Origin of the sequence: Plantactinospora solaniradicis (genome assembly GCF_042658085.1) — a bacterium.
GTDB lineage: Bacteria > Actinomycetota > Actinomycetes > Mycobacteriales > Micromonosporaceae > Plantactinospora > Plantactinospora solaniradicis.
In genome coordinates this window covers 329,314-355,353 of sequence record NZ_JBHSPR010000008.1, presented here as the reverse complement: position 1 = coordinate 355,353, position 26,040 = coordinate 329,314, and the positions used below count along the sequence as shown (strand labels likewise).

25 protein-coding genes are annotated in these 26,040 nt (G+C 71.2%); 15 read left to right on the top strand and 10 right to left on the bottom strand.

All coding sequences use genetic code 11. From position 1 onward, the window contains the following. Positions 1–41: 41 nt before the first annotated feature. Positions 42–1,343: a cellulose-binding protein gene (locus ACFP2T_RS11355; RefSeq protein WP_377420523.1), complete on the bottom strand. Its 1,302-nt coding sequence runs from the start codon at positions 1,341–1,343 to the stop codon at positions 42–44. A 374-nt stretch (positions 1,344–1,717) separates the two neighbouring features. Here ACFP2T_RS11355 and ACFP2T_RS11350 point away from each other — a divergent pair, with 374 nt between their 5' ends. Further along, a complete protein-coding gene (locus ACFP2T_RS11350) occupies positions 1,718–2,854 on the top strand; it encodes an acetate/propionate family kinase (RefSeq protein ID WP_377420521.1) in 1,137 nt (378 codons plus the stop codon). A 17-nt stretch (positions 2,855–2,871) separates the two neighbouring features. Here the strand turns inward: ACFP2T_RS11350 and ACFP2T_RS11345 are convergent, their stop codons facing one another. Then, complete coding sequence (locus tag ACFP2T_RS11345) at positions 2,872–3,039, bottom strand: hypothetical protein (protein ID WP_192769398.1); 168 nt, start codon at positions 3,037–3,039, stop codon at positions 2,872–2,874. A 441-nt stretch (positions 3,040–3,480) separates the two neighbouring features. Between ACFP2T_RS11345 and ACFP2T_RS11340 the strand changes: the two genes are divergently transcribed. Both ACFP2T_RS11340 and ACFP2T_RS11335 read left to right on the top strand, forming a co-directional pair. Further along, positions 3,481–4,659: a low temperature requirement protein A gene (locus ACFP2T_RS11340; RefSeq protein ID WP_377420518.1), complete on the top strand. Its 1,179-nt coding sequence runs from the start codon at positions 3,481–3,483 to the stop codon at positions 4,657–4,659. Positions 4,660–5,003: 344 nt separating this feature from the next. Continuing rightward, a complete protein-coding gene (locus ACFP2T_RS11335) occupies positions 5,004–6,383 on the top strand; it encodes a glycoside hydrolase family 10 protein (RefSeq protein ID WP_377420516.1) in 1,380 nt (459 codons plus the stop codon). A gap of 105 nt (positions 6,384–6,488) precedes the next feature. Here ACFP2T_RS11335 and ACFP2T_RS11330 read toward each other — a convergent pair whose 3' ends face one another. Next, positions 6,489–7,088: a nucleotidyltransferase domain-containing protein gene (locus ACFP2T_RS11330; RefSeq protein ID WP_377420513.1), complete on the bottom strand. Its 600-nt coding sequence runs from the start codon at positions 7,086–7,088 to the stop codon at positions 6,489–6,491. A gap of 52 nt (positions 7,089–7,140) precedes the next feature. Further along, positions 7,141–8,184: a LacI family DNA-binding transcriptional regulator gene (locus ACFP2T_RS11325; protein WP_377420511.1), complete on the bottom strand. Its 1,044-nt coding sequence runs from the start codon at positions 8,182–8,184 to the stop codon at positions 7,141–7,143. Positions 8,185–8,388: 204 nt separating this feature from the next. Here ACFP2T_RS11325 and ACFP2T_RS11320 point away from each other — a divergent pair, with 204 nt between their 5' ends. Next, the gene (locus ACFP2T_RS11320) at positions 8,389–9,369 is read left to right on the top strand and encodes an LLM class flavin-dependent oxidoreductase (RefSeq protein WP_377420509.1); all 981 of its coding nucleotides are present in this window, start codon (positions 8,389–8,391) and stop codon (positions 9,367–9,369) included. Positions 9,370–9,398: 29 nt separating this feature from the next. Here the strand turns inward: ACFP2T_RS11320 and ACFP2T_RS11315 are convergent, their stop codons facing one another. Then, positions 9,399–10,085 carry an SGNH/GDSL hydrolase family protein gene (locus tag ACFP2T_RS11315; protein ID WP_377420507.1) on the bottom strand — a complete coding sequence of 229 codons (687 nt, stop codon included), beginning with the start codon at positions 10,083–10,085 and terminating at the stop codon, positions 9,399–9,401. 131 nt (positions 10,086–10,216) lie between these two features. Here ACFP2T_RS11315 and ACFP2T_RS11310 point away from each other — a divergent pair, with 131 nt between their 5' ends. Beyond that, positions 10,217–11,113 (top strand): alpha/beta fold hydrolase, encoded by an 897-nt coding sequence (locus ACFP2T_RS11310; RefSeq protein WP_377420505.1) that lies wholly within the window; start codon positions 10,217–10,219, stop codon positions 11,111–11,113. Continuing rightward, complete coding sequence (locus ACFP2T_RS11305) at positions 11,106–11,675, top strand: TetR/AcrR family transcriptional regulator (protein WP_377420503.1); 570 nt, start codon at positions 11,106–11,108, stop codon at positions 11,673–11,675. The genes ACFP2T_RS11310 and ACFP2T_RS11305 overlap by 8 nt, the downstream gene beginning before the upstream one ends. A 46-nt stretch (positions 11,676–11,721) precedes the next feature. Here the strand turns inward: ACFP2T_RS11305 and ACFP2T_RS11300 are convergent, their stop codons facing one another. After that, entirely contained in the window at positions 11,722–12,381 is a 660-nt protein-coding gene (locus tag ACFP2T_RS11300) for an HAD family hydrolase (protein WP_377420501.1), read from the bottom strand. A 101-nt stretch (positions 12,382–12,482) separates the two neighbouring features. On the opposite strand from ACFP2T_RS11300, the gene ACFP2T_RS11295 reads away from it, so the two are divergent. Then, a complete protein-coding gene (locus ACFP2T_RS11295) occupies positions 12,483–12,851 on the top strand; it encodes a hypothetical protein (protein WP_377420499.1) in 369 nt (122 codons plus the stop codon). A 58-nt stretch (positions 12,852–12,909) separates the two neighbouring features. Here ACFP2T_RS11295 and ACFP2T_RS11290 read toward each other — a convergent pair whose 3' ends face one another. After that, positions 12,910–13,509: a dihydrofolate reductase family protein gene (locus ACFP2T_RS11290; protein WP_377420497.1), complete on the bottom strand. Its 600-nt coding sequence runs from the start codon at positions 13,507–13,509 to the stop codon at positions 12,910–12,912. A gap of 105 nt (positions 13,510–13,614) precedes the next feature. On the opposite strand from ACFP2T_RS11290, the gene ACFP2T_RS11285 reads away from it, so the two are divergent. From ACFP2T_RS11285 to ACFP2T_RS11275, 3 genes are all read left to right on the top strand, one after another. Then, on the top strand, positions 13,615–14,106 hold the full coding sequence (locus ACFP2T_RS11285) for a winged helix-turn-helix transcriptional regulator (protein ID WP_377420495.1): 492 nt from the start codon (positions 13,615–13,617) through the stop codon (positions 14,104–14,106). A 94-nt stretch (positions 14,107–14,200) separates the two neighbouring features. Continuing rightward, positions 14,201–14,728, top strand: coding sequence for a SigE family RNA polymerase sigma factor (locus tag ACFP2T_RS11280; RefSeq protein WP_377420493.1), 528 nt, complete (start codon positions 14,201–14,203; stop codon positions 14,726–14,728). After that, positions 14,725–16,113 (top strand): WD40 repeat domain-containing protein, encoded by a 1,389-nt coding sequence (locus ACFP2T_RS11275; RefSeq protein ID WP_377420491.1) that lies wholly within the window; start codon positions 14,725–14,727, stop codon positions 16,111–16,113. Before ACFP2T_RS11280 ends, ACFP2T_RS11275 begins: the two co-directional genes overlap by 4 nt. Before the next feature lie 121 nt (positions 16,114–16,234). Here the strand turns inward: ACFP2T_RS11275 and ACFP2T_RS11270 are convergent, their stop codons facing one another. Further along, complete coding sequence (locus ACFP2T_RS11270; RefSeq protein WP_377420489.1) at positions 16,235–17,263, bottom strand: glycoside hydrolase family 11 protein; 1,029 nt, start codon at positions 17,261–17,263, stop codon at positions 16,235–16,237. Positions 17,264–17,843: 580 nt separating this feature from the next. Between ACFP2T_RS11270 and ACFP2T_RS11265 the strand changes: the two genes are divergently transcribed. The 4 genes from ACFP2T_RS11265 to ACFP2T_RS11250 all read left to right on the top strand — a co-directional run bounded on the left by ACFP2T_RS11265 (position 17,844) and on the right by ACFP2T_RS11250 (position 24,068). After that, positions 17,844–19,292, top strand: coding sequence for a M28 family peptidase (locus tag ACFP2T_RS11265; protein ID WP_377420487.1), 1,449 nt, complete (start codon positions 17,844–17,846; stop codon positions 19,290–19,292). Positions 19,293–19,463: 171 nt separating this feature from the next. After that, complete coding sequence (locus ACFP2T_RS11260; protein ID WP_377420485.1) at positions 19,464–20,402, top strand: hypothetical protein; 939 nt, start codon at positions 19,464–19,466, stop codon at positions 20,400–20,402. Between the two features lie 74 nt (positions 20,403–20,476). Next, the gene (locus tag ACFP2T_RS11255) at positions 20,477–22,171 is read left to right on the top strand and encodes an ABC transporter ATP-binding protein (protein ID WP_377420483.1); all 1,695 of its coding nucleotides are present in this window, start codon (positions 20,477–20,479) and stop codon (positions 22,169–22,171) included. Positions 22,172–22,229: 58 nt separating this feature from the next. After that, on the top strand, positions 22,230–24,068 hold the full coding sequence (locus tag ACFP2T_RS11250; RefSeq protein ID WP_377420481.1) for an ABC transporter ATP-binding protein: 1,839 nt from the start codon (positions 22,230–22,232) through the stop codon (positions 24,066–24,068). A gap of 23 nt (positions 24,069–24,091) precedes the next feature. Here the strand turns inward: ACFP2T_RS11250 and ACFP2T_RS11245 are convergent, their stop codons facing one another. After that, a complete protein-coding gene (locus tag ACFP2T_RS11245; protein ID WP_377420479.1) occupies positions 24,092–25,177 on the bottom strand; it encodes a serine hydrolase domain-containing protein in 1,086 nt (361 codons plus the stop codon). Positions 25,178–25,263: 86 nt separating this feature from the next. Between ACFP2T_RS11245 and ACFP2T_RS11240 the strand changes: the two genes are divergently transcribed. Further along, complete coding sequence (locus tag ACFP2T_RS11240) at positions 25,264–25,740, top strand: macro domain-containing protein (protein ID WP_377420477.1); 477 nt, start codon at positions 25,264–25,266, stop codon at positions 25,738–25,740. Between the two features lie 21 nt (positions 25,741–25,761). Here the strand turns inward: ACFP2T_RS11240 and ACFP2T_RS11235 are convergent, their stop codons facing one another. Next, positions 25,762–25,992: an MbtH family protein gene (locus ACFP2T_RS11235; RefSeq protein WP_377420475.1), complete on the bottom strand. Its 231-nt coding sequence runs from the start codon at positions 25,990–25,992 to the stop codon at positions 25,762–25,764. Positions 25,993–26,040: the final 48 nt, after the last annotated feature.

The window sequence follows — 26,040 nt, the reverse complement described above, 5'->3', positions numbered from 1 at the left end:
TGTTCCAACCGGGCGACCCCGGGTGAATTCGAGCGACCGGGTCAGTAGCCGTAGCGGCTCTTCAGGTGCCGCCACCAGTCCCGGAACATCCAGCGATCGAACTCCGTGATCGAGCTGGCGCTACCGGCCTTCATGATGAAGCAGCACTGTCCGGTGGGGGTCCAGTCGTAGAAGTCGTCCAAGCCGTAGGTATGACCGATCTCGTGCAGCAGGATGGTCATGTTCTCGGCATTGATGTTGTTCATGAAATACTCGCGGCCCATTCGCTGGCCCCAGTCACCGCCGGCACCGCCGCCGAATCCGTCGGTCAGCCAGAGCGACTGGTCGTAGTGCCGTGCCGCGCCGCCGGGACAGTTCGGGTACTGGCCGCTCTGGTTGAAGAACCGGCCGCAGGGCGCCGCGCACTGCGGGGCGTTCTCCCGGATGTCGTTCACGTAGATGTCAACCGAGGTGTCCGACCACTGGAGCTGGGACCGGTTGCGTACCGCCCAGCCGACCACCCGGATCGGCACGTCCGTGTACGGGAACGCGTTGTGCCCGACCATCACGTCCATCCACTTCTTGTGCTGCCGGGCCAGGGCCGCGTGGATCTGGTCGCGCTGGGCGGTCGTGACGTTGGCCGAGGAGTCCCAGCGGACGCAGTAGTTGACGTAGCCACGGTTGGCGAAGAGCTGATCCCAGCCGTAGTTGCGGAATCCGTACAGGTTGCCGTTGTTGTAGGTCTGCTCCTGGTGTCGCCATACCTCGTCCAGCGGCGTCACCAGGTTGGACGGCGGGTTCCAGCCGGAGGCCGGCGGGGTGGTGGGTGGGGTGGTCGGGCCGCCGCCCGGGGGCTGGGCGTGTGCCTTGACCTCCAGCAGCCCGACCGAGCCTGCGCCGCTCTGCATCAGCACCCGGAGCTGGGTGGTGCTGACCGCCGTGAAGGTGACCAGGTTGTAGCGGTTGGCCGCGATCGGGTACCCGCTGGCCCCGGCGACGTCGGTGTAGGCGCTCCCGTTCCAGCTCTGCACCCGCCAGGACGCCGGTAGCCGTACTCCGCCGTTGTCGTCGAAGAAGTAGACCTCGGCGGCCCGGATCGTCTGCGGCTGGCTCCAGGTCAGCTGCACCCACTGCTCGCCGGTGTTGGGCCAGGTGCCCCAGCGGGGGTTCTGGGTGTCGTTGGACTGGGACGGGTCGATCCCGTCACGGATCGCTCCCACGCTCTCCCAGGGTGAGGTGTAGGACGCGGTCGCGGTCGCGGTCCAGGCCAGGTTGTCGCCGGGGGCGGCCTGTGCGACTCCCATCCCGGTCAGCACCAGACCGACCGCCAGTAGCGGCACCATGGCCGGCCACCATCGCCTCATCAGAAGTTCCTCCTTCGCTCAAGGGATTGATAAAGATCAATTTCTTGGCGCCGGGACCGCCGGTGGATCAGCGGGCTGGTGGGAGTCGGCGTTCAGCACACGATGGCGTACGAAAAGGTTTTCGGCAAGATGTTGCGTGCATTGCGACGATGTAACTTTGATCGACGGTCATGGCTCCCACCAGCTTTGATCTCTGCCCGGTATCCGAAAACGTTGACGAAATGTTTCGGCACAGGCCATCGACCGGCGGGAAGGGAGTGGACCGGACGTCTTCGGGTAAGGCGACATCCGACGCGACGGACGCGCGACGGACGATTGCGGCGACGGTCGCGACGGACAGGTGCGGCGACGGCACGCGGGAAGGGGGCGGGCGGATGTCTGCCGCGGCAACCGATCGACCGGCGGGCCGGTCCCCGGACCCCCCGGTCGTACTGACCGTCAACGCGGGTTCCGCCAGCCTCCGGCTCGACTACGTCCGGGACGGCGAGGTCGTCGACGGGCTCGAACGCTCGGAGCCGCCCGGTTCGGCCGGGGCCGACCAGGCCGTACAGGAGTTCGTCGGCGCACACGACCCTCCCGACGCGGTGGGCCACCGCCTGGTGCACGGCGGCGACCTCGTCCGGACGCCGACCCGGGTCGACGACACGATCCGCGCCGACCTGGACCGGCTGAACACCCTGGCTCCGCTGCATCTTCCGCCCGCGCTGCACCTGTTCGACCGGATCCGGGACCAGCTTCCCGGCGTGCCGCAGGTGCTGTGCCCCGACACCGCCTTCCACGCGCACCTGCCGGAGGCCGCCGCCACCTACCCGCTGCCCGCGCAGTGGCGCCGGCGCTGGGGGCTACGCCGCTACGGCTTCCACGGCCTCTCCTACGCGTACGCGCTGCGCCGGAGCGCGGAGCTGCTCGGCCGACCGGTCGACGGGCTCCAGCTCCTGCTGGCCCACCTCGGTGGCGGCGCCTCGGTCTGCGCGGTCCGGAACGGCCGCAGCGTCGACACCTCGATGGGATTCACCCCGCTGGACGGGATACCGATGTCGAAGAGGTCCGGCGCGGTCGACCCGGGAATGCTGCTCTGGCTGCTCGGCGACGACCGGCTCGATCTGGCCGCGCTGAGCGAGGGCCTCAACCACCGGGCCGGACTGCTCGGCCTCTCCGACGGCCGGTCCTCCGACACCCGGGACCTGGTCGCCGCCGCGCCGGAGGATCCCGCCTCGGCGCTCGCGCTCGCGGTCTATGCCCACCGGGTACGTCGGGAACTGGCCGCCGCCGCGACCAGTCTGGACCGACTGGACGCCGTCGTCTTCACCGGTGAGATCGGCTGGGACCAGCCCGAGGTGCGACACGACATCTGTGCCGGGCTCGGCCTGCTCGGCGTCGAACCACCCGAGGGCGGCAACCGGGAGGTCGACTCGGTGGTCTCGGCCGAGGGCGCCGGCGTACCGGTGCTGGTCATCGAGCCTCGGGAGGATCTCCAGGTGGCCGCCGAGACCCTCGCGGCGTTGCGGTGACTCCCCCGTCGGACGGGTCAGGCCATCAGGCGGGTGAGGAAGTCGCCGATTCCCTGGGCGATCGCCATCAGCAGTCCCCCGATGGTTTCGACCAGGTCGGCGGCACCGTCCGGCCGGAAGGCGATGAAGAAGACCAGGAAACCCACGAACAGCCAGGTCAGGATCTTCTTGGCAAGAACGGGCATCTTTCCTCCGCTGGGGCAATCCCCCGTCTCGTACGACCTGGTCGACTTCGCCTGTCACGAGAGCTGGCGCGGCCGGATCCGCTCCGCGGGCGCGAGGAGCCCCTACGGTCGGGTACCGCCCTCGATCGGCCGAACCTCGGGTCCACCCGCTCCTGCGGCGAACCGTCGGTCCCGACCCGGTACGGGCCAACCGGCGATCGAGTGCTTCGCATCCCCGTCCTGACCGACCCGCAAACAGCTCCGGCGGAGCGATTGAGCGACCCCCGGAACCACCAGGAGGGCCGCCTGGCACACCTCGAACGACACCTCGCACGGTGTCCGTATCGTCCGCCATCCCGGCTACGTTGGATTATTTATACTAGAACACGCTTTTAGCGCTTATCACGGCTTATGCCCAGTTGAGCTACCACGGGGAGCCGGACGACCCCGGTGGAGGCCAGGTTGACCAGGCGGGACAGCCGGTGGACGGTCCTGCGGCAGCAGGAGTCGAGCCAGGTCACCCACATCGAACTGTTCTTCGACGTGGTCTACGTCCTGGCCGTGACCCAGCTGACCGAACTGCTGCTGAGTCGACTGACACCCCTCGGCACGGCCCAGGTCGCGGTGCTCATGCTCGCGGTCTGGTGGGCCTGGGTCGACACCGCCTGGATCACCAACTGGTTCGATCCGGACCGCCCCGTGGTACGCGTCATGCTGATCGCGCTGATCGGGGTCAGCCTGGTGATGTCCTCCGCCATCCCCGAGGCGTACGGCGAGCGGGGCCTCTGGTTCGCCGGGGCGTACGTCACGCTCGAGGTCGGCCGGTGCATCTTCGTCGTCGCGACCCTCGGCGAACAGCCGTCGCTGCGCGACAACTTCCGGCGGATGCTGATCTGGCGGCTGACGTCCGCCCCGCTCTGGCTGGTCGGTGGGGTGGTGCACGGTCCAGCCCGGCTGGGCCTGTGGGCGGCCGCACTGGCCATCGACACCACGGCGGCGGTGGCCGGGTTCTACATACCCCGGGTGGGCCGGTCCCGTCCGGCCGACTGGGCGATCAGCGGCGCCCACCTGGCCGAACGGGCCCGACTCTTCATCATCATCGCGCTCGGCGAGTCCATCCTGGTCACCGGCTCGGTCTTCGGCGACCTGGCACGCGACCCGCCGACCCTCGCCACGTTCGCCGCCACCTTCCTCGCCACCGTGGCACTGTGGTGGATCTACTTCGACCGCAGCGCCGACGCCGCCCAGGCGGTCATCGACGAGTCCGACGAGCCGGGCCGGCTCGGTCGGTCGGCGTACACCTATTCGCACATTCCGATGGTCGCCGGCATCATCGTCACGGCGGTCGGCGACGACCTCGCATTGAAGCATCCGACCGGGGCCGCCGATACCGCCGTCATCGCCAGCGTGCTGGGCGGCCCGGCGCTGTTCCTGATCGGATACGTGCTGTTCAAGAAGGCCATCTTCGGCACCCGCCCGAAGACGCACCTCACCGCGGCGGTCGTACTCCTCGCCCTGGCCCCGCTCGGTCTGGTGGTCGATCCGTTGGCCCTGTCCTGGCTCGCCACCCTGGTGGTGGCGGCAACGGCCGTCCGCAGCACCTTCGTCATAGCGTCGCGCCCGAGGCCGACCAACCGCTGACCGGGGACCCCGGAGCGGCCGGACATCGATGCCGAAAGATTTCGCGGCTCGTCGTCGATGTTCCGAAATCCCAGCGCCCAGTTCGGCTCACTCATCCCGCTGCGGCGCTGCTCATCGGGAGGATGCCGAAGAAACTCACCGGATTCCCAGCCGGGACTTTTCCGGAAAAAGTTGACCCGTCCATCGAGCGATGCAAGACTTTCAATCCACTACCGTCGATCGCCACATTGCCGCCGCCATACGGCCGCGCGGCGTACCGGTGGCGCCTCGACCGGTCTCACACCGTGACGCCCGGGCGGTTCCACCACCAACGATCCGTCCGGCCCTCGCAAGAAGGGGCACAAATGATCAGGAATTTCCTCGGTGCCGACGTAGGCCGGAGCACCCGACTCCGGGGCCGGTTCGCGGTCGTCATCGGCGCGGTGGCCGTCCTCGCCTCCGCCGGTGCCATGGCCCTGCCCCAGACCGCCAGTGCCGCGACGACGCTGGGCGCGTCGGCCGCGGAGCGCGGCCGTTTCTTCGGCACGGCCGTCGCCGCGGGCCGGCTCAGCGACAGCGCGTACACCACGATTTTGAACCGAGAGTTCAACCAGGTCACGCCCGAGAACGAAATGAAGATCGACGCGACCGAGCCGCAGCAGGGCCAGTTCAGCTACGGCAACGCGGACCGGATCGTCAGCCACGCCCGCAGCCGGGGCATGCAGGTACGCGGCCACACCCTCGCCTGGCACTCCCAGCAGCCCGGCTGGATGCAGAGCATGAGCGGCAGCGCCCTGCGCCAGGCCATGCTCAACCACATCACCCAGGTCGCCACCCACTTCCGGGGCCAGATCGCGTGGTGGGACGTGGTGAACGAGGCCTATGCCGACGGCAGCAGCGGCGCCCGCCGCGACTCCAACCTCCAGCGCACCGGCAACGACTGGATCGAGGCCGCCTTCCGCGCCGCGGACGCGGCGGACCCGAACGCCCAGCTCTGCTACAACGACTACAACACCGACAACTGGAACGACGCCAAGACCCAGGCCGTCTACCGGATGGTCCAGGACTTCAAGCAGCGCGGCGTGCCGATCGACTGTGTCGGCCTCCAGTCCCACTTCACCGGCGGCTCGAACTACCCGAGCAACTACCGGACCACGCTGTCCAGCTTCGCCGCGCTCGGCGTGGACGTGCACATCACCGAGCTGGACATCCGCAACGCGCCGGCCGACGCGTACCGCAACGTGACCAACGACTGCCTCGCGGTGGCCCGCTGCAAGGGCATCACCGTGTGGGGCATCCGGGACTCGGACTCGTGGCGGTCCGGCGAGAGCCCACTGCTGTTCAACGGCAGCGGTGGAAAGAAGGCCGCGTACGACGCCGTGCTGACCGCCCTCAACAACGGTACCGGGCCGAACCCGACCACCACCCCGCCGGGTGGCAACCCCACCACGACCCCGCCACCGGGCGGCGGCAGTTGCAGCACGTCGGTGACGGCCGGCACGGTCTGGGGCGACCGGTACAACACCACGGTGACGGTCAACGGCACCAGTAGCTGGACCGTGGTGGTGGGCGTCACCTCGCCGCAGTCGATCACCACCACCTGGAACGGCAGCGCCAGCCTGAGCAGCAACGGCACCGTGTTGACGATGCGCTCCAACGGCAGCGGCAACGCCTTCGGCTTCACCACGATGATGAACGGCAACTCCGGCGCCCGACCCCAGGTCAGGTCCTGCACCGCCGGCTGAACCCACTCCACGCGCACCGGACCCTCGGCGCGGCGACCCTCGTGGTCGCCGCGCCGCTCCCGTTCCGGCGGCACCAGCGGCAACCGTGGTGCGGAGACGCCCGGATCACGGTCCGGTCGACAGCTGTTCCCGCCAGCGATGCGTCGGGTCGACCAGCGCCAGCGCCCCGTCGAGCCAGCGCCGGGCCGCCTCGTCCAGCAACGGCAGTACGGCGGCGAAGTCGGCCTGGTCCTTCTCCCTGACGGCCTTCGCCTTGAACAGCAACACCACCTCCGGCGCCAGATAGGGAATGCCGTCCGGGTCGCGACGAATGATCTCGGCGTACGGCCGGCGGATTCGGACGTCCCGGCGGCAGATCCAGACCTCACCGTCGTGCGGCTCACGGAACACGTCCAACCGCCACTTCCCGCTCGCCCGCTCGCAGGCCCAGGTCTGATGACCCGTCCGCATCGCCTCCGGCGAGAGCGGCAACAACCTGCCATCGTGGGCGACGTGGAAATCGCAGTCCGCGAAGCGCTCGGCGACGGAGTCGAACCGGTCGGCCGGAACGGCGATCTCGAGATCGGCGTGCGGGCGGCTCGGCACGCCGAGGAACAGCTCGACGGCCCAGCCGGCGGCCACGCACCACGGGACGTCGAGCCCGGCGAGCCGCTCGGCGACGACCTGCGGCGACCAGGCGTCCCATGCGTCGATATCCGGTATCACGAGCCGAGGGTAACGGAGAGCGCACCCATCGACCGGGCGTCCCGGACGGTGGTCAGGCGGACTGCCGGAGGACCAGATGGGTGTCCAGGAAGATGGCCGGCGAGGGGATGTCGTCGCCACGGATCTGCGCGACCAGTAGTCGGGCCATCTCCCGGCCCATCGTGATGACCGGCTGGTGTACGGAGGTCAGCGGCGGATTGGCGTGCAACGCGAGGGACGAGTCCTCGTACCCGACCACCGCGACATCCTCGGGGATGCGGCGGCCGGCCTCGTGCAGCACCTGCATCGCCCCCAGCGCCATCAGGTCCGAGGCCGCGAAGACCGCGTCCAGATCGGGACATCGGGCGAGCAGTTGACGCATCGCCTCGATCCCGCTGCTCGCGCTGAAGTCGCCGTACGCGATCAGGTCCTCGTCGGTCGGCCGACCCTGCCCTGCCAGTGCCTGCCGGTATCCGATCAGACGGGTCACCCCGGCGCCCATGTCCTGCGGTCCGGCGACGGTGGCGACCACTCGCCGTCCGATGGAGAGCAGATACTCGACCGCCTGCCGGGCGCCACCGGCGTTGTCGACGTCGACGAAGTACGCCGGCTGGTCGTCCGTGCCGAGCATCCAGGCCGGCCGTCCACCCAGGACGGTCGGCAGGCCACGCTCCATCAGTAGCCCCGGCAACGGGTCCGCGTCGTGCAGCGAGATCAACATGACGCCGTCGACGTGCTGGTCGGTGAGCTGGTGCTCCATCTTCTCCCGACCGCCCGGCGACTGGATCCAGGACAGCCAGAGTTGCAGTGGGGTGTCGGCCAGGCCGGCGCTGACCCCACGGGCGATGCCGGCGAAGAACGGTTCGCCGAACGCCCGCTCACCGGACTCGGAGATGACCAGTGCGACCGAGTCGGTCCGCTGGGTCACCAGGGTCCGGGCGGCCCGGTTCGGCACGTATCCCAGTTCCCGGACCGCCGCCCAGACCGCGGCCCGTACCGTCGGACTGACCTGGGACGAATTGTTGACCACCCGGGAGGCGGTCCCCCGCCCGACTCCGGCCCGGGCCGCGACCTCGCTCAGGGTGGGACGTCCGGGGTCGCGGCGGTGGGATCTCATGATGTGCTCCCGGAAACTACGTCGGCACGCGGTGGGCTCCAGGGTAGGCGGCATCGGACGGATCCTCCGTGTCCGGTCGGTGGATCACGTCACCGAGCCCACTCACCAAGGTTTGTTACATCGATGATGATAGAGTTTCAACCCGCTCACCGGTCCCGGCCGACCGGTCCGAAGTGTCGGCGACGGACCGTACGAAGGAGCCCGGTGACCCGGTTCGGTTGGTTCCTCGGATCCGAGGAATGGCAGCCCGAACTGTTGGTGGCGCAGGCCCGGCGCGCCGAGGAGGCGGGCTTCGACACGGTGCTCGTCTCCGACCACCTGCAACCGTGGGTCGACGACGTCGGTGCGGCCGGATTCGGCTGGTCCACCCTGGGCGCGGTCGCGACGGCCACCCGCACCGTCGGACTGATGTCGGCGGTGGCCTGTCCGCTGTTCCGCCAGCATCCGGTGATGGTCGCGCAGGCCGCCGCCACGCTCGACCGACTCTCCGGGGGCAGGTTCGCGCTCGGCGTGGGTACCGGCGAGGGGATCAACGAGGCGCCACTGGGCCGGTTCCCCCGGTACGAGGAACGGCTGGCACGGATGACGGAGGCGCTCGGACTGCTCGGACCCCTGCTCGCCGGTGCCACCGTGGAGCGACCCGACGCCCCGTACTATCCGGTCTCCGCACTGCGACTGCACAGTCCGCCGCTGACCTCCGTGCCGGTGTACCTCGCTGCGGCCGGTCCCCGCTCGGCGGCCACGGCGGGACGGCTTGCCGACGGGGTGGTCACCTCGGTCAAGGACCCCGAGGAGACCGGCCGCACGGTGGTGGACGTGGCCCGCGCCGCCGCGAGGGCCGCCGGGCGTACGCCGCCGACCGTGGTGCTGACCAGTTTCGTCGTACTGGCCGAGGGCGAGGACGAGGCGATCCGCGCACTCGGGCCCTGGCGCGGGTTGCGTACGCCCGGCCGGCTCGTCGCGTCGAGCCCGACCCGGCTGCGCCGGAACGCCGACCGGCTGGGCCGGGACTGGGTGCTGGCCCGGTACCGGCGGGTCACCCAGCCGCGCCAGCTCCTCGACTTCTGCGAACTGGTACGCGACCGACTCCGGCCGGACGTGTTCGCGTTGCAGGTGGCGGCGCTGGACGGCGCCGCCGCCGTCGAGCGGTTCGGCGAGCTGGTGGAATTGCTGCGCCGACGCTGACGAGCCGTGGAGAGCGGTCCAGGGGTGGCCTACCGGGCGATGTGGTCCGCGATGGCCAGGGCCCAGCTACGGTAACCGGCGGCCGACGGGTGGAATCGGTCGTGGCCGAAGAAGTTCGGGATCGGGACCTCGGGAATGCCGATCCACGTCGTCCGGGGCGCCTCGGCGCATACCTGCCGGGACACCTCGTCGAGGGCGGCTGCGCGTTCGGCGAGGTACCGACCGAGTGCGGTCGGCAGCGAGGGAAAGGCCGCGAACGGTGGCAGTCCGCTCATCACGACGTCGTCGGCACGGTCGGTGAGGCTGTCGAGGATGGCGACCAGATTGTCCCGCCACTGTTCCGGGGTACGGCGGGTGAAGACGTCGTTGGCACCCGCGAGGAGCACGGCGACGTCCAGTCGCTCGCCCAGCCGGGGCAGGAGCCGGTAGCGGATCCGACGGGCGGTGGCACCGAACTGACCGGCCACCTCCCAACTGACCGACCGCTGGGTCCGTACGGCGAGTTCGCGGGCCAGACATCCGGGGAATCCGTCGTCGTGGGTGTCGACCCCGCACCCGGCCGCGGTCGACTCGCCCAGAATGGCGATCCGCAGAGGCGGGCCGGAGCCCTCCCCCACCGTCCCGCTGGTCGGGCCGGTGGCCGGGGAAGCCATCTTGAGCGTGGTGCGGATCCACGTCCCCTGCACGGCGACGACGGGCATCAGGAGCGGGTTCACGGCGGCACTCCTCTTCCTGAGGTGAGCAGGTCCATCTGGTGCGTGAGGTGACCAGGTCCGTCTGGTGCGTGGTGACCAGGTCCACAAAGCTATGACCGACCGGTCGGTCTGTCAACGGGTATGCTGGGGACATGGCCGAGGGAACACTGCCGGCCGCCGGGGAGCTGATGACCGCTCTCGGGCCGGTCGGGTACACCGCCGCCGGGCGAGGTCCGGTGGCGGTGCTGCTGCACGGCAATCCGGGCGATGCCCGGGACTGGGACGCGGTGGTCGACGTCCTGGCCGAACGGCGCACCGTCGTCCGGCTGGACTGGCCCGGCTACGGCCGCTCGTCCCATCTGGACGATGGTGCGACGGTGGACGCTCCGGGTCTCGCCCGGGTACTCGACGACGTACTGGACGGGATCGGTCGGGCCGTCGGTGGGCGGCTGGGGCAGGTGGTGCTCATCGGCCACAGCGTCGGCGGGTACACGGCGGCATACCAGGCGCTCGCGCGACCGGATCGTGTCGCGGCGGTGGTGCTGGTGGCGCCCGGTGGTTTCACCCGGTTCACCTGGCTCACCCGAACCTTCGTACGAACCATGGGTTCGGTCGGTCCGGCCCGCCTGCTCGCCGGGCCGTTGGCGTCGGCGTACACGGTGCGCCGTACCCCGACCAGCCGCGCCGCGCTCCGTAGAGTTCGGTCGATGCGAGGCAACCCGGACCGGCTGACCGTGCACAGCGCGGTCTGGCGGTCATTTCTCGACCCTGCCCACGACCTGCGGCACATCGCGTCCACCATCACCGTCCCGGTGCTGCTGACCTGGGGCCGTCTCGACCCGGTGGTGCCGTGGCGCAGTGCCGGACGGCGTGCCGCGCGACTGCTGCCGCGCGCCCAGGTTGCCCGATTCTGGTCCGGGCACCTGCCGCACGCCGAGGTGCCGCAGCGCTGGCTCGGCGCGGTGGTGCCATTCCTCGACGCGGTCGCGCCTCCGCCCTGCGCCGAGGCGTCGGCCCCAGGCCCGGACGGGGCGAACGCGGATGGCTAGGCCGGCGGAACCCGGCCGTCGCGCCCTGCTCGACGCCGGCACGGCGCTGCTAGGCGACCCGGCCGGTCCGAGCCTGGCGGGCATGAGCGTCAACGCGGTCGTCGCGACGGCCGGGATGAGCAAAGGAGCCTTCTACCAGCACTGGCCGGACCGCACCGCCTACCTCGTCGCCCTGCACCGTCGCTTTCACGACGAGTTGCAGACCCTGGTGACGGCGGCGATCCGCGACCTGGATCCCGGCCTGCCTCGGTTGACCGCCGCGCTGACCGCCTATCTGGATGGGTGCCTGGCCGCGCCGCAGGCCCGTGCGCTGCTGTTCCAGGCACGCCATGACAACGCGCTCACCGCCGAGGTCGCGGCGCGCAACGCGGCCTTTGCCGCCATGGTCGAGCCGGACCTGACCGCGATCGGCTGGCAGCCACCCGACCCGGCGGCGTCCCTGCTCATCGCGATGGCGGTGCACATCGCCGCCGTCGAGAACACCATCGGCGCACCCCGGCGGGACCTGCGCGAGACCGCCGCCGCCTTCCTGCGTCATGGCCCCGACGTCGGCGAGCGATAGACCCGTCCCGGGTGTCGGGCGAGCACCGCGCTCAGCAGGGCAGCGTTCAGGCGAGTACCGCGCTGTCCAGCAGGGACGGCAGCTTTCGCATGTCGTCGAAGATCACCGTGTCGGGGCCTTCGAGCTGGCGGGCGGAGGTCAGTCCACCGGCATAGCCGAAGCAGCGCATGCCGGCGGCACGGGCCGCCTGGACACCGGGCCGGCTGTCTTCGACCACGACGCACGCCGCAGGCGGGACACCCATCGTCGCCGCCGCGTGCAGGAACAGGTCGGGGGCAGGCTTGCCACGGGCGACCTCGGTCGCGCTGAAGATACGTCCCTCGAAGCGGCGGTACAGGCCGGTGCGGCCCAGCGTGTGTCGCATCTTCTCGTGCGTGCCGCCGGAGGCCACACACGTCGGCTGGCTGATCCCGTCGAGTGCGTCGGTGATCCCGTCGACCGCGGTCAGCCCGGCGTCCACCGCCTGGCGGTGCGCCAACTCGAACCGCTCCCCCCAGGTCGCGGCGAGGTCGTGCCCGAGGCGGGCAGCGATCAGCTCGCCGATGGAGGTCCTGGACCGGCCGACGAACCGCTCGATCACCTCCGCCTCGGTAATGGGCCAGCCCAGTTCCGCGCCCGCCGCCACGTGGACGCGGACGGCGATGCGCTCGCTGTCGACCAGCACTCCATCGCAGTCGAAGATGACGAGCTCGATCGGATTGATCATCCCGCGATACTAGCGAGGAGGAGTGGGGCGGACCCCGGCGGTGCGGCCCGAATCCAGGGGAACGGGCAGCGATTCGAACACGTGTACGATAGAATATCGAGGTGTATGACAGCCGAGACCAGACGAGCGGCCCAGCCCGAATCGCCGCCTACCAGTCGACCGACCGCCGCCTCATCCTCGCCCGGGTGCACCGGATCGCGACGGATTACGCCGGTGGCTACCGGGAGGGCCTGGTCCGGGCCGTAGCCCTTGCCGAACTTGCCGACCTCGCCGCCGATCCCGACCTGCTCGCCCAGGCAGCGGCCATGCACGCCGTCGCCGACAACTGGTACGCGATCAACGCGGTCGACCTGCTCCTCGAAGCCGGCGCCCCGGCAGAGCTGATCGACTCCTATGTAGACGGAGGAGAGCTCGTCGACGAAACATTACTGTTCGACGTGGAGCAGTTTCCCGAGCGCCGAGCGAGCTGACCGAGGCGGGCTCGTCGAGGATCGCCCGAGTCGACCTCTGCGCGGCGGGCGGTCGAGGTCAGCGCACGACGCGGTAGCTGATGTGCGTGACCAGCGACGCCGCTCGGGCGGCGAGGAGTTCGAGATCCAACGGTGGTACGCCGTCGAAGAGGCGTTCGCCGGCTCCGAGGGTGAGCGGGGCGACGTGGGTACGGAGTTCGTCGATCAGCCCGGCGGCCAGGTACTGGTTGACGGTGGCCGCCCCGCCGGCGATGGCGACGTCCCGCTCCCCCGCCGCCTTGCGGGCCTGGTCGAGGGCGGATTCGATGCCGTCGGTCACGAAGGTGAACGTGGTGCCACCCTTCATGGCCAACAGCTCGCGCGGGTGGTGCGTGAGCACGAACACGGGGCCGTGGTACGGCGGGTCCTCGCCCCACCACCCCGTCCAGTCCAGATCCCACTCGCCACGGACGGGCCCGAACATGTTGCGCCCCATGATGTACGCGCCGGCCGAGAGGATCCCGTCGACCTCGGTCTTGTTCTCGTCCGGGGTCTCGAACATCCAGGCGTGCAGCTGGTCCACCTGGCCGTCACCGAACGGCTTCTCCGCCGTCTGATTCGGACCGGCGGCGTAGCCGTCGGCAGAGATCGAGATGTCGCAGACGACCTTGCTGCTCATGAATCTCTCCGCTCTCCCCGATACCAGTTGCGATTTACAACCGGTACGGACGTTAGCGCATCCGGTTGTAGACTGCAATCAGTTGACGATCGGAGGTTCATGGTGATGGAGCAGGGGCGCTCGGGCTGTCCGATCAACCTCTCCCTGGAGGTGTTCGGCGACAAGTGGTCGCTCGTGATCATCCGGGACATGATGTTCGGCAATCGCCGACACTTCCGCGAGTTGCTGAACCGCTCGGACGAGGGAATCGCCTCGAACATCCTCGCCGACCGGCTCCACCGACTCACCGAGCACGGTCTCGTCTCCCGCGCCCCCGACCCCAGCCACAAGCAGAAGGTGATCTACAGCCTCACCGAGCCCGCCATCCAGCTCGTACCGGTGATGGCGCACCTCGGCGCGTGGGGGCGGCGCCACCTGCCCGTCACCCGTGAACTGTCGGTCCGGGCCGAACTGCTGGAGCGGGGCGGCCCCGAGCTGTGGGAGGAGTTCATGGACGAACTCCGCGAGCAGCACCTCGGGATACCCCGACCGGCGGGCCGCGAGTCCGTCTTCGCCCGGCTGCGCGCGGCGTACGAGGCCGAGCTGGCCCGGGACTGAACGCCCCCGCAACGGGATCCGAGCAGAAAAGAGAGCCGGGGTTCCCTCCGTGGTGCCACTCCTTCGCGTCTGCCTAGGTGAGGAGGGCGATCAGTTGAAGAGTGAGGACCGGGCTCGGGCCGGTTTCGCCGAGTTCGTACGGGCGGAGAGCGCCGCGTCGACCCGGTTCGCGTACCTGCTCACCGCCGATCGGCACCACGCCGAGGACCTGCTCCAGGTGGCCCTGGCCCGGGTCGCGATCCGCTGGGAGCGGCTCGACGACCCTGGCGCGTACCTGCGTCGGGTGCTGTATACCCAGGCGGCCAGTTGGTGGCGGTGGCGGCGGGCGCGCCCACCGGAACAGCTTGACGGGTTCGTGCCGGACCGCTCGGCGGGTCCCGGCGACGACGCCGACCTACGGATGGTGCTGCGGGCGGCGCTGGCCCGGTTGACCGTGCGGCAGCGGGCGGTGCTGGTGCTGCGCTACTACGAGGACCGCAGCGAGGCCGAGACCGCCGAGCTGCTGGGCTGCCGGATCGGCACGGTCAAGAGCCAGACCCGGCACGCCCTCGGTCGGCTGCGCACCCTCGCCCCCGAGCTGGCCGAACTCGTCGGCCGGGCCCCACAGGAGGTGGCCAGATGACCAGCCGACTCAGCGAGGCACTGCGCGGCCTCGCCGACGGCGTGCCGGCGGCCGCCGTACCCGAGGGGTTGTTCGACCGGGCGCGGGCCCGGCACCGGCGTCGCCGGGCGGCCGCTGCCGGCGCGCTCGCCGTCGGAATGCTGCTGCTCGGCACGGGGTACGTGCTGCGCCCGGCGTCCATCCCGTGGCCGGCAGCGGCGGCCGACTCCACCGCCCCCGGCCTGCCCACCCGGCTGGTCGACCCGCCGCTGCGCACCGCGAGCGTGGCCGAGTCGGCGCCCGGCGTGGCGGCGATGCTCTTCGGCGGCCCGGCGGTGCGCGACGACTGGAACGAGAACCGGATGGGCGTGGTGGCCGCGGACGCCGACCGGTACCGCACGCTCGCCCCCGCGGAGCGCCAGACCGCCGGCTTCGAGGCTCTGCTGTCCCCGGACGGGCGGTACGTCTGGGCCGGTGAGTCGGTCTACGACCTGACGTCCGGCCGGTCCGCCCCGGCGGGCGTGCATGGCTACCCGCTCGCCTTCGCGCCCGACGGCAAGCGCCTCGCCTACGCCGACCACGACACCTTCACCTCGCCGAACACCTACGCCACCCCGTACGTCGGGCTGTACGACCGGGACCGCCGCGCCGATGTGTTGCGGGTGCGGGTGGGCACCGCCTGGGTGCCACCCGGACGAGCGGCGGTGTCGCCGGACGGTGCCGAGCTGGCCGTGCAGGTACGCGACGAGGTGTGGTTGACCCGGGTCGCCGACGCGGCCCCCGACGGCACCGCCGCACCGTATCGGAAGCTGCCACTGAACGGCGGCCGGCTGCCCGGGGCCGGGTCCTGGCTGCCGGACGGGCGGTCGGTGGCCACCCTGACCCGGTCGACCTGCACAGACTGCCCGGTCCCGTCGTATCCGCGCAGCTGGCGACTGGAGACCCGTGCCGTGGCCGACGGCGCGGTCGTCCCCGGGCCCGCCTTCCCCGACCTGCGCTCCGCCACCTACGTCCAGCTCGTCGGATGGCGCTCGGCGGACGAGGCGGTCGCGCTGGTCGGCGTCCCCGGCCCGGCCGCGGTGGACCACCCGGAAACCCATGACATCGCCGCCAGCCCGTACGAGGAACACGGCACGGCGTCGGTCGAGCTGGTGCTGCTGCGCCGGGGCGCGGCCTCAGCCGAGGTACTCTTCCGCACCCCGGGCGGGATCACCGAGCTGACGGTCGCCGCCGGCCTCGCCATCGACGGCGCCGTACGCGAGTCCGGCCGCCCCGATTTCGGTCCACTGCCGATGTGGCTCGTCGCGGCGGGAGCAATCCTCGCCGCGATCACCGGTGCCGCGCTGCACTCACTCGTGCGGTACCTGCGCCGGGCCAGACGTCGACGAGTCAGCGGGCGTACCTGAGGTGGAACCAGCCACGCTGCCGGTCGAGCTGCTGCGGGAGGTCCACGATGTGCAGAACCCGGAGTGGCGCGGCGGCCGAGGCCGCCGCGCCACAGGTGCGGTTGTCAGGAGTTGGTCGCGGTCAGCCTGTCCGGCAGGAGATCGTCGGCCAGGTCGTATTGCCGTTGGCCATGATCGTTACGCCGAAGTTGTTGCCGCTGCCGTTCGGTCTGGCCGTGATGGATCCGGTCGTCCCGGTGACGGAGGCGTTCCAGCTGTTCTGCAGGCTCTGGCCGCCGTTCAGGTTGAGGGTGACGACCCAGTTGCTCACGCCGCTGACCGCGACGTTGAGGTTGAACCGGTCGCTCCACGACTGGCCGGCGGACAGCGTCGCGGTGCAGTTGCCGCCGCCACCGCCGGGGTTGCTGGTGGTGGGCTGAGGGTTGCTGCCACCGCCTTCCCGGACGGTGATGTCGGAGCTGCCGCTGCTCTGGTAGCCCTCGGTGGCCATGACCTGGTAGGCCCAGCTGGTGCCGAGGTTCAGGCCGGCGCGGGCCCAGGCGTCGAAGTGGTTGGCGGTGGTGATGGTGCCACTGCTGCGCTTCGACTGGCGGACGCTCCAGAACTGGTAGAACGTGGCGGTACCGTCGATCGACGGCTGGTTCACCCGCTGGCTGCGGAGGATGTCGTAGGTGCCGCCGTCGGTGGTGACGGAGCCCATCCGGGTGGCGCCGCTGCTCGGGTTGTAGCTGCCGAAGTTCTCCACGACGTAGTACTCGATGAGCGGGTTCCGCGTCCATCCGTACAGGGCGAGGTAGGTGTTGTTGTTGCCCGGGTTGTAGGTGCCCGAGTAGCTGACCGTCCGTCGGCTACCGGTGGCCCAGCCCTTGCCGCCGACCCAGTTGTTGGTGCTGTTGTTCCACGAGCTGGAGTAGCGGCCGTTCTCGCGCAGCGTCATGCTGGCGTTGCCACTGTCCTTCCAGAACGAGAAGTAGAACCCGTTGTGCGTGCCGGTGGCGTTCGAGCTGAGGGTCCGGTCGGCCTCCGCGTACGCGCTGGTGGCCATCACCGTGCTGGTGATGGCCAGCACTGCCGCGCACGCGGCGCCGACGAGCAGCCGCATGCGGCTGCGTCTCTTCGGTCTGGTGGGGATGTGGTTCATGTCGTTCATGTAACTGCTTCCTCCTCGTGACGGCTGGCGGGAGGCCAGCACTGCGGTACGACCCGGCGGGCTGTCGGTGGCCGGGTGACGGCCGCCGGACATCGGCGTCGTACCACGCGGTGGTGGGTGGCCGGTCGTCCTACGCGACGACCGGAGGAGCGGGTCGCGGTGGATGGCGTTGACGGCGATTGAGCGCCGTCGATGGCGACGGTATTGACCAACCCGTCGACTTGTCAACAACTTTCCGAAACGTTGTGGAAACCTCGCCTTGGCGACGGGCCTCCCGCAGGGAAGCGTTCATCCTGGCCAGTAGTCCTATCAGGTCGATCGGGATCTCGGGTGATCAACCGGAGCCAGGGTCGACGGATCAGGATCCGAGCGGGCCTCACCGGAAGTTCCGGAGATTTTCCGGATCGCAGTCATGCTGGCCGGGGCGGTGCGTCGATTCGCACCCAGCAAAAGTGATCTTGAATTGGTCATTGGGCGGGGCTACATTCTGTGCACCGTGATCACCCCCACTCCACAGTGACCACCACGCGGGTCCTCGCCGGTGATCTCGGCCGGACCGGCGCAGCCAGGAGGAGCCACATTGGATAGTCGTCCTGAATCCCCGACCGCCGACCAGCCGTCCACCGGTGCCGCGAAGTCCCCGCTGAGCCGACGCAGCGCCCTCGCGCTCGGCCTCGGCAGCGCGGCCGCCGTCGCCGCCGCCACCCCGGCGTGGGCGGTGACGGACCAGCGCCCGGGCGCCGTACGCCCACCCGCGCTCACCCACAACGATCGGCTCGTCGCCAGCCGGGTCTCGGCCAAGCGGGCCCTCCCCCACCTGCGTCACCTCTCCGAGAAGATCGGCCCGCGAATCGGTGGCACCTCCTCGGAACGGTCCGCCGCCAACTACCTCGCCGAGGTGTTGGACGATCTCGGCTACCGGACGACGCTGCAACCGTTCCCGGTCGCGGACAAGTTCATCGGCCAGCTCAGCAGTTCCTGGCCCGGTCTGCCGGACGACCTGAACTGGCAGGTCGGCGCGTCGCCGCAGGCGGCCCTCGACACCAGGGTCACCGGACGGGTGGTGGACGTCGGCGCCGGAGCGGTCGAGAACTACCCGGCGGACGTCACCGGCAAGGTCGTACTGGTCGACTACGTCGCGGCGCAGCGCGAGCAGCTCGTCGCCACCGCCGTGGCGCGTGGGGCGGCGGCGGTCGTCTTCCTGCCGGCCGACCTCGTGGAGCCGCGCCGGGCCTCGGCCTTCTCACCCAGCCTGCCCGGCTCGGCCACCACTCCGGTGCCGATCCCGGTGGTCGGGGTGGCCCAGGCGCAGAAGCACCGGCTGCGCGAACGGCTCGCCCACCGCTGGTTCACGCTGACCGTCTCGACCAAGGCACACCGGGGACTCACCTCGCACAACGTGCTGGCCGAGCGGGCACCACGGCGCAACGGCCAGAACAGCCCCGTGGTCATGGTGAGCGCGCACTACGACACCGTCATCGGTGCCCCGGGCGCCAACGACGACGGCTCGGGCACCGTGCTGTGCCTGGAGGTGGCACGGGTGCTGCGCGGCCTGCCGCTCGACGCGACCATCCGATTCGGACTCTGGGGCTCGGAGGAACAGGGCCTGATCGGCTCCCGGTACTACGTCGCGCAACTGCCGCAGGCCGAGCGGGACCGGATCGTCGCCGTGTACCAGAACGACATGGTGGCGACGAGCTGGGACCCGGCGACCCGTTACTGGCTGCTCTCCTTCGACGGGCTCGCGAACCGGGCGACCGACGAGGTGACCGCCGCCGCGACCCGACTGGGTTACCAGCCACGGATCTCACCGGTCACCCTGCGCGGCTCCAGCGACCACCAGTCGTTCCAGGAGGTCGGCATCGCCAGCGCCAACTTCTCCTGGCGTGGCGAGGAGTCCCCGGCACTGCTCGAACCGCCGTACCACAGCCCCGAGGACACCATCGAGAAGAACATCAGCCTGTCCCGGCTCCAGGTGTCGCTGGAGCTGATCGGCTCGGCGGCGTACGCGACGGCTCGTCGGCCGTGACCGCCACCCGCTCCTGACCGCCGGCTCGGCCTGACTGCCGGGACCGCCCGACTGCCGGGACCGGCCCGACTCCGGGAGTGGTCGGGCGCACGGATCACCCATGCGATCCGCATGGGTGATCCGTGCGCCGCGCGGCTGCCGCTTGATCGGCGACGCCGACAGCCTGGAGCCATGAGCGAAACGATGCGGGACGGCAGCGCCGTCCCTACCTCCGACCCCGATTCCCGCCACGAACCCTCGGGTACGCGCCACCGCCCCGTCCTGCACTTCCTCCGGCACTTCGCCGAGATGACCGTCGCGATGGTGCTCGGGATGCTGCTGTTCGGTCCGGTCTGGGAGGTGATCGCCGCCGGGCTCGGCCGCTCCGCCGCGCTCGGGCGCCCCGACGTCGACGCGCTGGTGATGGCCACCAACATGACGCTGGGAATGTCCATCTGGATGCGTCACCGGGGACACCGGTGGGGTCCGGTCGCCGGGATGGGCGCGGCGATGTACGTCCCGTTCCTGCTCTTCCTTCCGGCGTACTGGCTCGGGGCCGTCTCCGGGGACGTCCTGCTGATGGCCGGACACGTGCTGATGCTCCCGGCCATGCTGCTGGCGATGCTCCTCCGCCGGACCGAGTACACCCGGCACCACCGGACGACCGGAGCCGCGACCGGCAGCCCCGGACGGGATGCGGCGCCGTCGGACGCGGGCACGACCGGCCGTACGTCCCGACGGATCGTCGCGATGCTGAAGCACCGCTGGCCGACCTGGCTGGCCCTGGTCATGACCATCGACGCCTGGGTCGACCCGGTCGTCCTCGACCCGTGGACGCTACTGGTGCTGCCGATCGGCTACCTGGTGATCGGCACCGTACGGCGGCAACTGGGCAACCCGTGGATGCTGGCACTGCAACTCGGCGGCCTGGCCGGCTACCTGGGGCTGGCGGTGGTTGCGGTGAACGCCTCCGACGACGTGGCCCGGTACCTGGTCGGGGCCGGCTGGCTCGCCCACTCGGTCTGGGACCTCGCCCACCATCGCGCCAACAAGGTAGTTCCGCGCGGGTACTCCGAGTGGTGCGCCGTGCTCGACGCGGTGCTCGGGATCAGCATGATCTTCCTGCTGTAGTGGTGGACGGGCTCGCCACCGATCGCGGTTTAGGTTAGCCTAACCTCCACCTAGCTAGCGGAGGAGTTCCGAGCGTGCCTACCGGCAGTCCCTCGGCGCGTACGGTTCTGGTCGGGGCCGTCACCGGCCAGACCCGGCACGTCGCCGCCAGCGCGGCGCTCAGCGCCGGACACCAGGCCGGCGAGGCGCTCATCCCGGTACTGATCGGAGTGGTCATCGACCGGGCCGTCGGCCGAGGTGGCATCGCCGACCTGATCGGCTGGATCGCCGTGCTGGCCGGCATGTTCGCGGTGCTCTCGGTCAGCTTCCGACTCAGCGCCCGTACCGGGGAACACGCCGTCGAGCACGCCGCACACCAGCTCCGGATCGCGCTGACCCGACGGATCCTGGACCATCGCGGCGGCGCCGAGGCCGGTCAGCTACCCGGTGCGCTGGTCTCGATCGCCACCGGCGACGCCGACCGGGTCGGCACGGTCAACCGGGCCCTGCCGGTCGGCATCGGCGCGCTCACCGGTCTACTGGTCGGTGGCGCGGCACTGCTCGTGGTCTCGGTGCCGCTCGGCCTGCTGGTGCTGATCGGCGCGCCGCTGCTGCTCTGGCTGGCCCACCTCCTCGGCCGGCCGTTGGAGCGACGCAGCCACGCCGAGCAGGAGCGCGCGGCGTACGCCTCCGGAGTCGCCGCCGACCTGGTCGCCGGGCTGCGGGTGCTGAAGGGACTCGGCGCGGCCCCCGCCGCCGCCGACCGCTACCGGCGGACCAGTCAGGACTCCCTCGCCGCCACGATCCGGGCGGCCCGGGCCCAGGCCTGGTACGACGGCACCCTGCTCGCCGTCACCGGACTCTTCGTCGCGGCGGTCGGCCTGCTCGGTGGCCGGCTCGCCGCGCAGGGCAACCTGACCGTCGGTCAACTCGTCGCGGCCGTGGGCCTGGCACTGTTCCTGCTCGGCCCGCTGTCCACCTTCGGCTGGGTGAACGCGGAGTTCGCCCAGGGCCGCGCCTCCGCCGCCCGGATCGCCTCGGTGCTCGGCGCACCACCCGCGACCCCGGACGGCACCGGCCGACCGGCCACCCCGGTACGCGGCCGGGTCGACCTGCACGACGTCCGGTCCGGCACCCTGCGCGGGGTCAGCCTGCACACCGCGCCGGGCGAACTGGTCGGGATCGTGGCGACCGATCCGGCCGTCGCCGCCGACCTGCTGCGCTGCCTCGGCCGCGACGTCGACCCGGACACCGGCACCGTCGAGCTGGACGGCGTCGCGCTGCACACCCTGGACCCCGCGCACCTGCGGGCCGCGATCCTGGTCGCGCCGCACGACGCCGACCTGTTCGAGGGCAGTGTGCTCGACAACGTGGGCGCGGCCGCCCCGGCCGGAACCGACGTGACCCGGTCGATGGCCGCGGCGGACGTGGACGAACTGGCCGGAACCCTGCCCCGGGGTGTCGACACCCCGCTGGCCGAGCGCGGCCGGTCGCTCTCCGGTGGGCAGCGCCAGCGGGTGGCGCTGGCCCGGGCCCTCGCCGCCGAGGCACCGGTCCTGGTCCTGCACGATCCGACCACGGCGGTCGACGCGGCCACCGAGGCCCGGATCGCGGCCGGGCTCCGGGAACTGCGGCAGGACCGGACCACGCTGCTGGTGACCACGAGCCCGGCCCTGCTCTCGATCACCGACCGGGTCGTCCTGCTCGACGAGGGCACGGTCCGCGCCGAGGGCAACCATCCGGACCTGGTACGCGACCGCGCCGACTACCGCGCCTCGGTGTTGACGTGACGACCGGTACCGCCGCCGCACCGTCCCAGCCGGACCGGTCGTCAGGAGGAGCCTCCCGATGAGCCCCAGCGCCAACCCCGGGGAGCCGCATCGCGAACTGTTGCCGACGGCGACCGGACGGCAGGTCCGCGCCACCCTGGCCGAGCTGATGCGCGGGCGCCGGCTCCTGGCCGTACGCGCCTTCGGGCTGCTCGTCGGATCGACCGCGGTCGGCCTGCTCACCGCCCCGGTGCTGGGCCGGATCGTGGACCTGGTCGTCGACGGCCGACCGGCGAGCGCGATCACCGGACCGGCGCTGCTGCTCGGGCTGATCGCACTCGTGCAGGGGGCGTCGCTGGCGTTCGGGCTCTCCCTCGTCGCGCGGCTCGGCGAGGGCATGCTCGCCCAGCTGCGGGAACGCTTCATCGACCGGGTCCTGGACCTGCCGCTGGAACAGGTGGAGCGGGCCGGCTCCGGCGACCTCACCGCGCGGGTCACCGGCGACGTCACGGTGATCGCCGAGGCGGTCCGGAACGCGCTGCCACAGCTCGCCCGGTCCCTGCTGACCATCGGCCTGACCCTGGTCGGACTCGCCGTGCTGGACTGGCGGTTCATGCTCGCCGCCCTGCTCGCGGTGCCGGTACAGCTGCACACCGTCCGGTGGTACGCCCGGCACGCCACGCCGCTGTACGCCAGCCAGCGGGTCGCGCTCGGGGTCCAGCAGCAGCAGTTGCTCGACACCGTCGCCGGGGCCGGCACGGTCCGCGCGTTCCGGCTCACCGAACCGCACCTGGAGCGGGTCGCCGGACGATCCAGCGCCGCCGTCGACCTCACCCTGCGCGGGATCCGGCTGATGACCCGGTTCTTCGGCCGGCTCAACATCGCCGAGTTCATCGGGCTGAGCGCCGTCCTCGTCACCGGGTTCCTGCTGGTCCGGGCGGACGCGGTGAGCGTCGGTACGGCGTCCGCCGCCGCCCTGTACTTCCACAACCTGTTCGGCCCGCTCAACGCCGCGCTCAGTCTCGTCGACGACGCGCAGTCGGCCGCCGCGAGCCTGGTCCGGCTGGTCGGCGTCACCCGGCTACCCGCCGCGCGGCGGGAGGAGGATCGGCCGGTACCGGTGGACGGCACCATCGAGGCCAAGGACCTGCGGCACGCGTACACGCCCGGCCACGACGTGCTGCACGACGTCACGATCAGTGTCGCGGCGAACGAACGGGTCGCCCTGGTCGGGGCGAGCGGCGCCGGCAAGACCACCCTGGCCAAGCTGATCGCCGGCATCCACCAGGCGAACGGTGGCACCATCCGGCTCGGCGGCGTGCCGATCGACGACCTCGGCGCCGCCGTGGCCGGCCGGACCGTGGCGCTGATCAGCCAGGAGGTGCACGTCTTCGCCGGGCCGCTCGCCGAGGACCTGCGGCTGGCCGGGCCGGATGCCACCGACGACGAACTGCTGGCGGCCCTCGACCGGGTCGGCGCGCTGGGCTGGGTACGGGCCCTCCCGGACGGGCTGGGAACGGTGGTCGGGGACGGTGGACACCGGCTCACCTCGGCCCAGGCCCAGCAGCTCGCGCTGGCCCGACTCACCCTGGCCGCACCGCCGGTGGCGATCCTCGACGAGGCCACCGCCGAGGCCGGCAGCGCCGGCGCGCGCCTGCTGGAGACCGCCGCCGCCCGCGCTCTGGACGGACGTACCGGGCTGGTGGTCGCGCACCGGCTGACCCAGGCGGTGAGCGCGGACCGGATCATCGTGCTCGACGCCGGACGGGTGGCGGAGACCGGTACCCACGACGAACTCGTCGCCGCCGGCGGCCGGTACGCCGCGCTCTGGGCCGCCTGGGCGGGCACCCGGCAGAACGGGTCGACACCGGAGCGCGGCAGTCAGCGAGGGGCGGGGCCGGTGACCGGCGGTCAGTGAGGGGCGGGGCCGGAGCGCGGCGGTCAGTGAGGGGCGGGGAGGGTGACCGGCACCGCCGCCGAGACCGTGGCGAGCAGCTCGCCGATCTGCTCCGTCCAGTGTGACGCCACCACCAACTCGCGATCGGGGTCGACCCAGAGCAGATGCCGGCCACCGTTACCCCGGGCACACCGCCCGCTGGCCGGCGCGTCCGGCTGGACCCGCCGCGCGTCGTTGCGCCACCACAGGTACCCGTAGTCGGGATTGCGCGGGCACGGCTGCCAAGCCCGGTCGATCCACTCCGCGCTGATCAGTTGTCGGCCGGCCCACCGGCCGCGACACCGGTACAGGTCGCCGAGCAGGGCCAGGTCGGCGGCGGATATCCAGACGCCACCGCCCCAGTGCGCCCCACCGCTGACCACCGGCACCGGTCGGCCGTCGATCTCGACGTACGAGTTGGCGTAACCGTGCCACGACCAGGACGACGAGGCGCCGAGCGGTCCGAACACCCGGTCCCGCAACACGTCCGGCACCGACCTGCCGAGCAGTACCGTCAGGCCGAGGGCGAGCAGGTTCACCCGGACGTCGTTGTACGCCCAGCCGGATCCCGGCGGTCCGCCCTCCGGTTCGGTTCCCTCCCGCCGGCTCTGCGCGTCCACCGAGGTGGGCTTCCCCCACAGCTCCCCCTGCCACTGGCTGGTCTGCTGCAACAGGTGCTCCCAGGCGATGTCCCGGGCCGACGGGCTGTGGAACAGCGGATGCCCGACGCTTTCCCGGACCGGAGCGGCCGGATCGAGCAGACCGTCGTCGTACGCGAGGCCGGCGACCGTGGACAGGAGGCTCTTGGTGCCGCTGAACAGCATCTCGGGCACCGTGGGGTCACCCCACCGCGCAACCGTCACGCCACCGTGCACGACGACGCCGCTCGCACCGGACGCCGGCAGCAGCGGCCCGAGCACGTCCTGGTGTGAGACGTCGTCGTTCTGCCGCGACAGGTAGCCGGGCAGGTCCTCGATGCCGGGCGTGACCCGCCGGCCGTGCCGGGCGACCACCGCCCGGAGCGCCGGCAGGTCGAGCGAGGCTGGACCGGAACCGGAGGCGGTGTCGAGGGAGCGGGGCGTCGGGTCCATTCCGGAACGCTATCGAGGTTCGTCGAAGCCGCGCAGTGACCCGACTCTCATCCGCGCCTGTCGTACCCGGCTGGCATGCTGCACCGGTGATACCGCCACAGATCATCCGAGGTGACGCGACCAACCCGCAGGCCAAGGGGCCGAAGATAATCGCCCACCTCTGCAACGACCTCGGCGGCTGGGGCAAGGGTTTCGTGCTGGCGCTGTCCCGGCGGTGGCCGGAGCCGGAACGCGACTACCGGCAGTGGCACCGGCACCGTGCCGAGAACGACTTCGGGCTCGGCGCCGTCCGCCTGGTCCGGGTCCGTCCCGACATCTGGGTGGCGAACATGGTCGGCCAGCGCGGCACCCGGCACGGCTCGGCCGGGCCCCCGATCCGGTACGACGCGGTCGAACGGTGCCTGAGCACCCTGGCCGGGCACGCCCGGGAACTCGGCGCCTCCGTCCACATGCCCCGGATCGGTTGCGGCCTGGCCGGCGGGCGCTGGGAACGGATCGAGCCGATCGTCGTCGCCACCCTCGGTCACCGCGACGTGAGCGTCACCGTCTACGACCACGACTGAGCGCGGCGCGACACCGCGTCGTCACACGGTCACGCCCGCCATCCGCTCCCGCAGGCTGCGCGGCCGCAGGTCGGTCCAGTTCGCTTCCACGTACGCCAGGCAGGCGTCCCGGGACTGCGGCCCGTCGGCGCCGAACGCCACCGACCAACCGGCCGGGATCTCCACGAAGGACGGCCAGAGGGAGTGCTGCGCCTCGTCGTTGACGAGCACCAGGTACTGCCCCTCGGGGTCCTCGAACGGGTTGGTGGTCATGATCTGTCTCGTTCCTCTCCTCGGTCGGCGGAGTGCCGCTGTGGTGGT